This window comes from Sphingomonas sp. (assembly GCF_035490575.1).
Lineage (GTDB): Bacteria > Pseudomonadota > Alphaproteobacteria > Sphingomonadales > Sphingomonadaceae > Sphingomonas.
Genome location: NZ_DATJLI010000007.1, coordinates 1 through 10344, shown reverse-complemented (window position 1 = coordinate 10344; position 10344 = coordinate 1). Strand labels below are relative to the sequence as shown.

17 protein-coding genes are annotated in these 10344 nt (G+C 66.7%); 6 read left to right on the top strand and 11 right to left on the bottom strand.

Annotated features, from left to right (window positions below; translation table 11 throughout):
• Positions 1-43: 43 nt before the first annotated feature.
• The 6 genes from VL973_RS00360 to hisB all read right to left on the bottom strand — a co-directional run bounded on the left by VL973_RS00360 (position 44) and on the right by hisB (position 3367).
• Positions 44-262 (bottom strand): PEP-CTERM sorting domain-containing protein, encoded by a 219-nt coding sequence (locus VL973_RS00360; protein WP_325282050.1) that lies wholly within the window; start codon positions 260-262, stop codon positions 44-46.
• Positions 263-384: 122 nt separating this feature from the next.
• Positions 385-1152, bottom strand: a complete 768-nt coding sequence (gene hisF / locus VL973_RS00355) for an imidazole glycerol phosphate synthase subunit HisF (protein ID WP_325282049.1) — start codon at positions 1150-1152, stop codon at positions 385-387.
• Positions 1149-1883 (bottom strand): 1-(5-phosphoribosyl)-5-[(5-phosphoribosylamino)methylideneamino]imidazole-4-carboxamide isomerase, encoded by a 735-nt coding sequence (gene hisA / locus VL973_RS00350; RefSeq protein ID WP_325282048.1) that lies wholly within the window; start codon positions 1881-1883, stop codon positions 1149-1151. Before hisA ends, hisF begins: the two co-directional genes overlap by 4 nt.
• Positions 1871-2473 (bottom strand): imidazole glycerol phosphate synthase subunit HisH, encoded by a 603-nt coding sequence (gene hisH, locus VL973_RS00345; RefSeq protein ID WP_325282047.1) that lies wholly within the window; start codon positions 2471-2473, stop codon positions 1871-1873. The genes hisA and hisH overlap by 13 nt, the downstream gene beginning before the upstream one ends.
• Complete coding sequence (locus tag VL973_RS00340; RefSeq protein ID WP_325282046.1) at positions 2470-2778, bottom strand: YciI family protein; 309 nt, start codon at positions 2776-2778, stop codon at positions 2470-2472. The genes hisH and VL973_RS00340 overlap by 4 nt, the downstream gene beginning before the upstream one ends.
• Position 2779: 1 nt before the next feature.
• Entirely contained in the window at positions 2780-3367 is a 588-nt protein-coding gene (gene hisB / locus VL973_RS00335) for an imidazoleglycerol-phosphate dehydratase HisB (protein WP_325282045.1), read from the bottom strand.
• 84 nt (positions 3368-3451) lie between these two features.
• On the opposite strand from hisB, the gene VL973_RS00330 reads away from it, so the two are divergent.
• The 6 genes from VL973_RS00330 to gmk all read left to right on the top strand — a co-directional run bounded on the left by VL973_RS00330 (position 3452) and on the right by gmk (position 6989).
• Complete coding sequence (locus VL973_RS00330; protein WP_325282044.1) at positions 3452-3937, top strand: SspB family protein; 486 nt, start codon at positions 3452-3454, stop codon at positions 3935-3937.
• A 2-nt stretch (positions 3938-3939) separates the two neighbouring features.
• The gene (locus VL973_RS00325; RefSeq protein WP_325282043.1) at positions 3940-4353 is read left to right on the top strand and encodes a GNAT family N-acetyltransferase; all 414 of its coding nucleotides are present in this window, start codon (positions 3940-3942) and stop codon (positions 4351-4353) included.
• 54 nt (positions 4354-4407) lie between these two features.
• Positions 4408-5802, top strand: a complete 1395-nt coding sequence (gene fumC / locus VL973_RS00320) for a class II fumarate hydratase (RefSeq protein ID WP_325282042.1) — start codon at positions 4408-4410, stop codon at positions 5800-5802.
• Positions 5803-5865: 63 nt separating this feature from the next.
• Positions 5866-6081, top strand: a complete 216-nt coding sequence (locus VL973_RS00315) for a hypothetical protein (RefSeq protein ID WP_325282041.1) — start codon at positions 5866-5868, stop codon at positions 6079-6081.
• Positions 6078-6275 carry a hypothetical protein gene (locus tag VL973_RS00310; protein WP_325282040.1) on the top strand — a complete coding sequence of 66 codons (198 nt, stop codon included), beginning with the start codon at positions 6078-6080 and terminating at the stop codon, positions 6273-6275. Before VL973_RS00315 ends, VL973_RS00310 begins: the two co-directional genes overlap by 4 nt.
• A 60-nt stretch (positions 6276-6335) precedes the next feature.
• Positions 6336-6989: a guanylate kinase gene (gene gmk / locus VL973_RS00305; RefSeq protein WP_325282039.1), complete on the top strand. Its 654-nt coding sequence runs from the start codon at positions 6336-6338 to the stop codon at positions 6987-6989.
• On the opposite strand, the gene VL973_RS00300 is transcribed toward gmk, so the two are convergent.
• Genes VL973_RS00300 through VL973_RS00280 form a run of 5 tightly spaced genes read right to left on the bottom strand, consistent with a single transcriptional unit; the run spans position 6964 to position 10320 of the window.
• Complete coding sequence (locus VL973_RS00300; protein WP_325282038.1) at positions 6964-7647, bottom strand: HPP family protein; 684 nt, start codon at positions 7645-7647, stop codon at positions 6964-6966. The two genes, gmk and VL973_RS00300, sit on opposite strands and share 26 nt — an antisense overlap.
• A 35-nt stretch (positions 7648-7682) precedes the next feature.
• Positions 7683-8396, bottom strand: a complete 714-nt coding sequence (locus tag VL973_RS00295) for an ATP12 family chaperone protein (RefSeq protein WP_325282037.1) — start codon at positions 8394-8396, stop codon at positions 7683-7685.
• Entirely contained in the window at positions 8393-8614 is a 222-nt protein-coding gene (locus VL973_RS00290; protein ID WP_325282036.1) for a hypothetical protein, read from the bottom strand. The genes VL973_RS00295 and VL973_RS00290 overlap by 4 nt, the downstream gene beginning before the upstream one ends.
• 6 nt (positions 8615-8620) lie before the next feature.
• Entirely contained in the window at positions 8621-9286 is a 666-nt protein-coding gene (locus tag VL973_RS00285) for an HAD-IA family hydrolase (RefSeq protein ID WP_325282035.1), read from the bottom strand.
• Positions 9283-10320, bottom strand: a complete 1038-nt coding sequence (locus VL973_RS00280; RefSeq protein ID WP_325282051.1) for an RluA family pseudouridine synthase — start codon at positions 10318-10320, stop codon at positions 9283-9285. Before VL973_RS00280 ends, VL973_RS00285 begins: the two co-directional genes overlap by 4 nt.
• Between the last annotated feature and the right edge of the window lie 24 nt (positions 10321-10344).

The following is a 10344-nucleotide window of genomic DNA, read 5'->3' as shown; positions in this document are numbered from 1 at the left end:
GTCAACGCCCGTGCCGCCGGAGCGACGGCACGGGCCGATGGTTTCAGCGGCGACGACGACGCGCGACAGCCAGGCCCGCGATACCCAGCGCGAACAGGCCAATGGCGGCCGGAGCGGGAACGGCAACGGGGCCACCCGACGAACCGCCTGACGCGCCACCGCTGCTGCTGGGCGGCGTGGTGGGCTTGTCGTCATAGGCATAGGCAGCGGCGGGCAGCGCGGCGAGCGTTGCGGCGGCGAGCGCGAGACGAACGGTTTCCATGATTTCCCCTGTCGATCAATTGTCGCCGTCGATCCAGCAAGGGATGTGCCAACACGCAAAACGAACGGAAAACTGTCACTCAACGGTTAACGGCGCGTCAACCGCGCTCCGCCGTTGTAAGTTCAGCCGACAGGCGATCGCACCTGAACGCCCGCCGCCGCCAGCGCGCGGTGCGCGTCAGCGATGCTTGCTTCGCCAAAGTGAAAGATCGATGCGGCCAGCACGGCGCTGGCATGGCCGTCGCGAACCCCGGCGACCAGATGGTCGAGATTGCCGACCCCGCCACTGGCGACGACGGGCACCTGCACCTGATCGGCGATGGTGCGGATCAGGTCCAGGTCATAGCCATCGCGCGTGCCGTCCCTGTCCATCGACGTGACCAGCAATTCGCCGGCGCCAAGTTCAACCAGCCGCAGCGCGTGTTCGACTGCATCGAGGCCGGTGGGCTTGCGCCCGCCATGGGTGAAGACTTCCCAGCGCCCCTCCGTTCGCCGGGCATCGACCGATGCGACGACGCACTGGCTGCCGAAACGCTCCGCGATTTCGGCGACGACTTCGGGGCGCGCGACGGCGGCGGAGTTCACCGCCACCTTGTCCGCGCCCGCCAGCAGCAACGCGCGCGCGTCGGCCGCCGACCGCACCCCGCCGCCGACGGTCAGCGGCATGAAGCACACCTCCGCCGTGCGCCGCACCACGTCGAGGATCGTGCCGCGCGCCTCGTGACTGGCGGTGATGTCGAGGAAGCACAGCTCGTCCGCCCCGGCCGCGTCATAGGCGCGCGCCTGCTCGACGGGATCGCCCGCATCCCTCAGGTCGACAAAATTGACGCCCTTGACCACGCGGCCATTGGCGACGTCGAGACAGGGGATGACGCGTGCGCGGACGCTCATGCGGCAGCGACCCGGATCGCTTCGCTCAGGTCGAGGCGCCCGTCATACAGCGCGCGGCCCGTGATAACCCCCGACACGCCGTCCGAGACATGCGGGACAAGTGCATGAATATCCTCAATCCCAGCAACACCGCCCGATGCGATGACCGGGATCGACACTGCCCGTGCCAGCGCGACCGTCGCCTCGACATTACAGCCTTTCAGCAGGCCGTCGCGGCCGACATCGGTGAACAGCAGCGCGGCGACGCCCGCATCCTCGAACCGGCGGGCCAGATCGGTGACGGTCACGTCGGACACATCGGCCCAGCCTGCGGTCGCGACCATGCCGTCGCGCGCGTCCACCGCGACGACGATGCGTTCGGGATGCGCCCGCGCGGCTGCCTTGACGAAATCCGGGTCCTTCAGCGCGGCGGTGCCGATGACGACGCGGGCGACGCCGATCGCCAGCCACGCCTCCACCGCCGCCATCTCGCGAACCCCGCCGCCCAACTGGACGCGGCCGGGAAAGGCGGCGACAGCGGCGCGCACCGCATCGCCATTGACCGAATTGCCCGCAAAGGCACCGTCCAGATCGACAACGTGCAGGTGATCGGCCCCGGCATCGGCAAATGCGCGCGCCTGTGCCGCGGGGTCGTCACCGTAAACGGTCGCGCGATCCATATCGCCCTCGGCCAGCCGCACGACCTGTCCCCGCTTCAGGTCGATCGCGGGAAAGATGGTCAGGGCCGCCATGCGAGAAACCTCTCCAGCAGCGCGATGCCATAGCGCTGGCTCTTTTCGGGGTGAAACTGGATGCCGATCAGGTTGTCGCGGCCGATCGCCGCCGTGACCGGACCGCCATGATCGGTGGTCGCCAGCACGTCATCGCCGGTAAAGGCGTAGCTGTGCAGGAAATAGGCCTCGCCCGCCTCGATCAGCGGGTGCGGGCGGGCGGGGATCACGTCGTTCCAGCCCATGTGCGGCACATGCACGCCGGGGGCGTCGGGAATCCGCGCAACCGTGCCGTCGATCCAGCCAAGGCCGGCATGACTGCCCATTTCCTCGCCCGTCGTCGCCATCAACTGCATGCCGACGCAGATGCCCAGGAACGGCACACCGCCGCGCAGCGCGCGCTCCTCCAGCGCCTCGACCATGCCCGGCAGCGCGGTCAGCCCGTCGCGGCACGCGGCGAACGCGCCGACACCGGGCAGCACGATCCGCTCCGCCCCGCGCACGACGTCAGGGTCGGCGGTGATGGCGATATCGACGGCTCCGGCGGCGCGCAGCGCGTTGTGGACCGAATGCAGGTTGCCCGCGCCGTAATCGATCAGCGCGGTCGTCATCCGAACAGGTCGGCCATCGCATCGGCAGCCAGACTGGCGGTAAACTCGACCAGCTCAAACGTCGCGGCACCGCCGGTCACGAACGGATCGGTGTTTGCGACCGGCTCGACCGCATCGGCGGCGCCCCGGAACAGCAGCACGCCGCCGGCGGCCGATGTGCGGCGCCCGGCCAGGATCATCACACCTTCATCCATCGCGCGCTGGATCCATTCGACATGCTCGGGGCGCAGCCGGTCGATCTCTTCCAGCGGCTTTACATAGGTCAGCAGCACCAATGTGCACGGCGCCATCGGGCGGACCGTCATGTTACAGCACTCCCTTGGTCGACGGGATCGCATCGGCCTTGCGCGGGTCGATCTCGATCGCTTCGCGCAGCGCGCGGGCAAGGCCCTTGAATGCGCTTTCGGCGATATGGTGATTATTGTCGCCATACAGCGTCTCGACATGCAGCGTGACGCCGGCAGTCTGGGCAAAGCTGTGGAACCAGTGCTGGAACAGCTCGGTATCCATTTCGCCCAGCCGCGTCTGGCTGAAAGCGGTCTTCCACACCAGCCATGGGCGGCCCGATATGTCCAGCGCCACGCGCGTCAGCGTCTCGTCCATGGGGCTTAGCGCGTCGGCGTAACGGCGGATGCCGCGCTTGTCGCCCAGCGCCCTGGCCACCGCTTCGCCCAGCGCCAGCGCCGAATCCTCGACCGTGTGGTGCTGATCGATATGCAGGTCGCCGTCGCATTTCAGGCGGATGTCGATCAAAGAGTGGCGCGACAGCTGTTCGAGCATGTGATCGAAAAAGCCGACCCCCGTATGAATCGAATATTGACCCGTGCCGTCGAGGTTCACTTCGACCTCGATCCGCGTTTCCGACGTGTCGCGTTTGACAATGGCGCTTCGCATGTCCGCTCACATAGCGGCTTGGGGCGTCCATGCAATCTCGACACCCATGCTTGATTCTGGGGGCGGGGACGCTAGCAAGGGGCCATGAACGCTCAAGTCCCCGACAGCATGATTCCCTATGACGAAATCGTGCAGGAAGCGCTCCGCGCCGTCGTCGGCCGCGTGCTGGGATCGGTTGCCGCCACAGGCGGCCTGCCGGGCGCCCATCATTTCTACATCACCTTCAAGACGCAGGCGGCGGGCGTCGACATTCCGCAGCGGCTGATCGACCGGTTCCCGGATGAGATGACGATCGTGCTCCAGCATCGCTACTGGGACCTCAAGGTCGACGACACCCAGTTTTCGGTGGGTCTCAGCTTCAATCAGGTGCCGTCGATGCTGACGATCCCGTTTTCGGCGATCACCGGCTTTCACGACCCCGCGGTCAATTTCGAACTGCGCTTCCAAGCGAGCGAAGCGATCGAAGAGGCCGAGCACGAACCCGCCGAAAACGACGGCGAAGGCGCGCGGGCCGAGCCGGTCGAGGATGGGTCGAACGTCGTCTCGGTGGATTTCAAGCGCAAGAAGTGAGCGTGATCGAGCCGGTCGCCACGCCCGGTCCCGATGATCGCGACGCGATCCTGTTAATCCTTGCCGCGCATAACGCGTCCGCCGCGCCGCCGATCGACGCACGCGATATCGCTTTTTACGCAACCGGCGATGATGGGCGGCGGGTCGGCGGATTGTGGGGCCGCATCGCTTATCGCTGGCTGTTCGTGCAATATCTGGCACTTGAGCCGATGGCGCGCGGAAATGGGCTGGGCACCGGGCTGATGCGGGCCGCGGTCGATGAAGCGATGGCGGCGGGGTGCGTGGGCGTGTGGCTGGACACGTTCAGTTTCCAGGCTCGTGGCTTCTACGAGCGGCTGGGCTTCACGGTGTTCGGGCAGATCGACGACTATCCGCCGGGGGACACCCGCTTCTTCATGGTCCGTCGCTTCGGTTGAATCAGCGCGCGGAAGCCGCATCTTCCAGATCGAACCCGATTTCAGGAGACGCGCATGACTGAGGCCACCCGCACCGAAACCGATTCGATCGGCGCGATCGAAGTGCCTGCCGGCGCCTATTGGGGCGCGCAGACGCAGCGTTCGATCCAGAACTTTCCCTTTGGTGCGCGCGAAGCCATGCCGATCGAGATCGTCCATGGGCTGGCGCTGGTGAAGCAGGCGGCCGTCCGCGTGAATCGTCGCCACGGGCTGGACGGCGAAAAGGCCGATGCCATCGAACAGGCCGCGGCTGAGGTCGCGCGCGGCGACCATGACGCGCAGTTCCCGCTGGTCATCTGGCAGACGGGCAGCGGCACCCAGACCAACATGAACCTGAACGAGGTGATCGCCGGCCGCGCGAACGAGATCCTGACCGGAACGCGCGGCGGCAAGGCACCCGTCCACCCCAATGACGATGTCAATCGAGGGCAATCGTCGAACGACAGCTTTCCGACCGCGATCCATATCGCCGCGTCGCTGGCGGCGCACCGGCGGCTGTTCCCCGCGCTCGACCGCTTGCGGAGCGCGATCGAACAGAAGGCCGAGGCGTGGGCCGGGATCGTGAAAATCGGCCGGACGCACCTTCAGGACGCGACGCCGCTGACATTGGGGCAGGAGTTTTCGGGTTACGCGCATCAACTGTATCGCGCCGGGCGGCGGATCGAACCGGCGATCGAGCATGGCACCAACCGGCTGGCGCAGGGCGGCACGGCGGTCGGCACCGGCCTGAACGCGCCCCAGGGTTTTGCGCGCGACTTCTGTGCCGAGCTGCGAGCATTGACCGATATCCCCTTTGCCCCGGCCGAAAACATGTTCGAGGCGCTGGCCTCGAACGATCCGCTGGTGCACCTGTCGGGCACGCTCAACACGCTGGCGGTGGCGCTGACCAAGATCGGCAACGACATCCGCCTGCTGGGATCGGGGCCGCGATCGGGGCTGGGTGAACTCGACCTGCCCGCCAACGAACCCGGCAGCTCGATCATGCCGGGCAAGGTCAATCCGACGCAGTGCGAGATGCTGACGATGGTCGCGGCGCAAGTGATGGGCAATCACGCTGCGATTACGGTGGGCGGATTGCAGGGGCATCTGGAGCTTAATGTGTTCAAGCCGATGATCGGCGCCAACGTGCTGCGTTCGATCGACCTGCTGGCAACGGCAATGGAAAGCTTCGCCGAACGCTGCGTCGACGGATTGCAGGCCAATGAGCGGCGTATTGCGGAATTGGTCGAACGTTCGCTGATGCTCGTGACGGCACTTGCGCCCGAAATCGGTTACGACAATGCCGCCGCCATCGCCAAGCACGCCCACCGGGAGGGGCTGACGCTGAAGGAAGCGGGGCTGGCGCTCGGCCTGGTGGACGAGGCGACGTTTGACCGCGTGGTCCGGCCTGAGGCGATGACGGGCGGGTGAAGGGAACCGGGCGCGGCCTTCGCGGATTGATGCGCCATCGAAACGCGGGGAAGGAAATCTGACATGGGTGCGACAACCATTGGTGCGGTCGTCGGTGCGGCGATCGACGGGATGAGCGGTGACGACGGCGTCGGCGACGGCGCGATTGTCGGTGCGATCACGGCCAATGTGCTGAAAGTCACCGTCCCCGTCATCCTGACCTATGCCGTGGGCTGGGCAGTGCTGCGGGCGATCGGCGAAGGATTTGACGCGATTACCGGCAAGGAAGTGGAAGCATGATTAAGAGCATCATCGGCGCGCTGGTCGGGCGCGAAATGGACCGGCGTGACGGGTCGGGCGGCGCCAAGGGTGCGGCCATCGGCTGGGCCGCGGGCAGTGTGCTGCGGCGCATGGGACCGCTCGGCACCGCGTTGGGTGCCGCCTATGTCGGCAAGAAAATGTATGACCGTCATAAGGGCAAGCGGCGCGTCTGATACCGGCCTTTGGCGGGCGGGGCACTTGACCTCGCCCGCTACTGGCGCCCAAAGGCGCCCATGTCCCATAAGATCGAATCCGACCCGCATGGATTGAAACGTCGCGGAGTCCTGTTCGTCCTGTCGTCACCGTCCGGTGCCGGCAAATCCACGATCGCACGAAAGCTGCTGGCGAACGATCCCGACCTTCAGATGTCGGTGTCGGCCACCACGCGCGCGATTCGCCCCGGCGAAGTCGACGGGCGCGATTACCATTTCGTCGATCTGGAACGGTTTCGCACGATGGTGGCGAATCACGAGTTTCTGGAATGGGCGCATGTCTTCGACAACCGCTACGGCACGCCGCGCCAGCAGGTGGAGGAGATACTGGCATCGGGCCGCGACGTCCTGTTCGACATCGACTGGCAGGGCGCGCAGCAATTGTTTCAGATTGCCGGTGGCGATGTGGTGCGGGTGTTCATCCTGCCGCCGTCGATGGAGGAACTGCACCGCCGACTGGTCGCCCGCGCAACCGACACGGCCGAAGTGATCGATGCCCGTATGTCGCGCGCCGCCGCCGAAGTGAGCCATTGGGATGGCTATGACTATGTGCTGGTCAATGACGATGTCGAGCATTGCTATGAATGTGTCCGCACCATCCTGTCGGCGGAGCGGCTGAAACGGTCGCGTCAGACCGGGCTGATCGGCTTTATCCGTTCGATGTTGAAGAACTGACGCGCGCGCGGGCATGCAGGCGTGCGCGAGCGATCAATGCCTCCAGATCGTCGCGCGCGATGTCGAAACTCTCGTGCATGTCGGCAAGCGCCGCATCGATATCGGCATCGACCAGTTCGGCTGCCTGCATCGGTTGCGTGGACACGGCCGGACGGTGGGGATAGCGGTGCCCTGTCGCGCGATGGAACAGCATCGCCAGTGCGACGAGCGCGACCGAATTGATGCCAACGGGCGCGAACGCAAAGGCATAGCCCGCATCATGGATCGCGGCGCTGCCGACTACAGCAGTCAGTGCCGCGGCCCCGCCCGGCGGGTGAAGACAGCGCAGCAGCGACATGACCAATATCGCCAGCCCGACCGCCAGTCCCGCCGCGAGCGCGACGTGGGGCACCGCCTGTGCCACCGCCACGCCGATCAGGCTGGAAATGATGTTGCCGCCCAGAACCGACCAGGGCTGCGCCAGCGGGCTGCTGGGCACCGCGAATACCAGCACTGCCGACGCACCGAGGGGCGCCACGATCGCGGGCAGGTCGGTTGCGGACAGGGATATCGGCGAACTGACGATCATCGTCAGCGCCAGACACACGAATGCGCCCGCGCAGCCGACAACGCGCTCGCGCCAGGTGGCACCGGTCAGCAGGGGTTTGAACCATCGCATGGCAGCGCTCTCACCGATGCGCGGCCTGAACGCAATCAAGCTTCGTTTGACGCGTCCCTAGCCTGACTGGCCACCAGAAAGGCGATGGCGGCGTCATATTCGGCGCGGCGCGCTTCCCGCGCCTGCGTGGCGAGCGCGTCGTCGCCCCATTGCTCGCGTTGCCAGTCCTCGTCCACTTGCGCGGCGTGCCAGAGCGTGTCGGGATCAAACGTGCACTCGGCTGCGGCCAGCGCCATGACCAGCGATCCGGTGATCGTCGTGACGATCGACAGCGGCGCCAGTTCGAACGGGTGGCGTGCGGCAATGGCCTCACTCAGCCGGGCGACGGTAGCGGGCGGTTGGGCGATGTGCATCACGCCGCTCGTAACCTGGAAATGCACGTCATACCGCGCGCGCGCCCAGTCGAGCAGCGGGTCCCAGGCCGCCGCCTGTCGCGCGACCAGCGGGGCTGGGGTGTCGGCGCGGTAGCACAGCAGGTCGCTTTCGGCGTAGCGCGCCAGGCCTGCGGCGAAGCTGGCGGGGTCAGGCGCGACTCGGTCGATGGCCGCGTTGGCCAACCCGGTCAGCGGCATGGCGCGAGGGTCGATCTCGCCCTCGACACCGCGCCACTCCGCAGCGATCGCTTCGGCCAGTATGCGGGTCGGAACCGCCAGCGGTGCGCGGCCGGGGGTGCGGATCGGCTGCCGATCAAGCGCGATGCGAAAGCCGCCTCCGGGCACCACCGCAACATCGCGCCAGAATCGCTTCATGGCGCGGGCGGCGTCCGCCAGCGCCGCGCCAGCGCACGCGGCAGTGTCGCCATGACCCACAACGCAGTCAGCACGATCGCCAGTCCCAATATCTGCTGCGGCAATTGCTGTGCACGGCCCAGAATCACCAGCCCGAACAGGGCGCCCGCCACCGGCACGATGCGTGCCAGCACCATCAGATAATATCGGCCCATCGCCGGATCGTGCGGAGTGCTCATCGCCTCTTAATAGGTGCCCTGTGCCAGCCGCGCCAGTTCGCTGGCATGACCGGCGACCATCAACGCGCCCGCGTCGCGCAGTTCGTCGGGCGCATGATAGCCCCAGGCGACACCGATCGGCCGAACCCCGGCTGCCACGCCCATTGCCATGTCAAAACTGGTGTCGCCGATCATCACCGATGTTTCGGGCGTCGCCCCGGCTTCGGCGATGGCGGCGTGGATCATCGCCGGGTGCGGCTTGGACGGATGCCGGTCGGCGGTTTGCAGCGTGACGAAGCGGTGTGACAGGCCATGATGTGCCAGTATCAGCGACAGCCCGCGGTCCGACTTGCCCGTCGCCACGCCCAGCAGCCAGCCATCGGCCTCCAGCGCGTCGAGCGCCTGTGCAATCCCGTCGAACAGCGGTTCGTCCAGCAACCCGCCATTGCCGCGCAGCGTCTGAAACGCGCGTTTGTAATCCTCCGCCATCGCCCGGTGCTGTTCGGGCGGCGCGTCGGGCAGCAGCGCGCGCATCGCTTCGACCAGGCTCAGCCCGACGATGCGACGGATGTCGGCGCGGCCGGGCGCGGGCAGGGTGTGCGCGGCAAAGCATTGCTCCATCGCGACACAGATATTGGCCTGACTGTCGACCAGCGTGCCGTCACAGTCGAAAATCACCAGCCGGTTGCTCAACGCTCGCCCCGGCCGCGCCGCTCACCCCGCCGTTCCTTGCGGAACTGCTTGGCGTGCGCCCTGGCCCGTGCTTTCTTCACCTCACGCGTGGCGGGGGGCGGGCTGTCATCAAACGGCACGTCGCCCAGTGCGGGATCGAAGCCCAGCATTTCCAGCGTTTCGGCAATATGCGCGGGCGGGTCGGCGGTGATGTCCAGCTTGCCGCCATCGGGATGGTCGATGCGGATGCGGCGTGCATGAAGGTGCATCTTGCGGCTGACCCCGCCGGTCAGGAATGCTTCCTGCCCGCCATATTTACCGTCGCCGACGATGGGGTGCCCGATGGCCGACATGTGCACGCGCAGCTGGTGCGTGCGGCCGGTATGCGGCTGTAACTCGACCCAGGCGGCGCGGTTGCCCGCGCGTTCGATCACGCGGTAACGGGTGCGCGCGGGCTGGCCGTTTTCCTCATCCACATGCATCTTCTCGCCACCTGATCCGGGCTGCTTGGACAGCGACAGTTCGATCAGCCCGTCAGCGATTTCGGGTACGCCGACGACCAGCGCCCAATAGACTTTTTTGGCCGAACGCCCCGAAAAATGGCGCGAGAAAAACGCCGCCGCCCGACCCGTGCGCGCCAGCAGCAGCGCGCCCGACGTGTCCTTGTCCAGCCGGTGAACCAGCTTTGGCCGATCCTCCCGCTCGAACGACAATGCGTCCAGCAGCCCGTCGACATGCTCGTGCGTGCGCGTCCCGCCCTGCGTCGCCAGTCCGGCCGGCTTGTTCAGCACGATCGCCTGCGCGTCGCGGTGGATGACCATCGCCTGCGCCAGTTCGATCTGTTCGTCGGTCAGCGGTTCCCGCTCGCGCTTGGTGCGGGCGCTGCCATGAACGACAAACCCGAAGCACAGGTGCGCCAGTTCGTTGTTGAGGCCGATGACGACGGCATTCGGCTGGACCGCTGGTTCAAGCAGCACGTCCCCGACGCCAGTTTCAACATCGTGTCGCGCTGGGCGCGCACCGGGCAGCTTCGCGTCGACGGCGCGCGCGCCGATCCGAGCGACCGGGTCGCCACCGGG

Bases quoted from the DNA above. Each gene is read 5' to 3' on its own strand.
- VL973_RS00300 (WP_325282038.1), bottom strand. From the start codon at position 7,647: ATGCGATGGTTCAAACCCCTGCTGACCGGTGCCACCTGGCGCGAGCGC.
- VL973_RS00295 (WP_325282037.1), bottom strand. From the start codon at position 8,396: ATGAAGCGATTCTGGCGCGATGTTGCGGTGGTGCCCGGAGGCGGCTTT.
- hisB (WP_325282045.1), bottom strand. From the start codon at position 3,367: ATGCGAAGCGCCATTGTCAAACGCGACACGTCGGAAACGCGGATCGAG.
- hisF (WP_325282049.1), bottom strand. From the start codon at position 1,152: ATGAGCGTCCGCGCACGCGTCATCCCCTGTCTCGACGTCGCCAATGGC.
- hisA (WP_325282048.1), bottom strand. From the start codon at position 1,883: ATGGCGGCCCTGACCATCTTTCCCGCGATCGACCTGAAGCGGGGACAG.
- VL973_RS00340 (WP_325282046.1), bottom strand. From the start codon at position 2,778: ATGACGGTCCGCCCGATGGCGCCGTGCACATTGGTGCTGCTGACCTAT.
- fumC (WP_325282042.1), top strand. From the start codon at position 4,408: ATGACTGAGGCCACCCGCACCGAAACCGATTCGATCGGCGCGATCGAA.
- VL973_RS00330 (WP_325282044.1), top strand. From the start codon at position 3,452: ATGAACGCTCAAGTCCCCGACAGCATGATTCCCTATGACGAAATCGTG.
- VL973_RS00310 (WP_325282040.1), top strand. From the start codon at position 6,078: ATGATTAAGAGCATCATCGGCGCGCTGGTCGGGCGCGAAATGGACCGG.
- VL973_RS00315 (WP_325282041.1), top strand. From the start codon at position 5,866: ATGGGTGCGACAACCATTGGTGCGGTCGTCGGTGCGGCGATCGACGGG.
- VL973_RS00360 (WP_325282050.1), bottom strand. From the start codon at position 262: ATGGAAACCGTTCGTCTCGCGCTCGCCGCCGCAACGCTCGCCGCGCTG.
- hisH (WP_325282047.1), bottom strand. From the start codon at position 2,473: ATGACGACCGCGCTGATCGATTACGGCGCGGGCAACCTGCATTCGGTC.
- gmk (WP_325282039.1), top strand. From the start codon at position 6,336: ATGTCCCATAAGATCGAATCCGACCCGCATGGATTGAAACGTCGCGGA.
- VL973_RS00290 (WP_325282036.1), bottom strand. From the start codon at position 8,614: ATGAGCACTCCGCACGATCCGGCGATGGGCCGATATTATCTGATGGTG.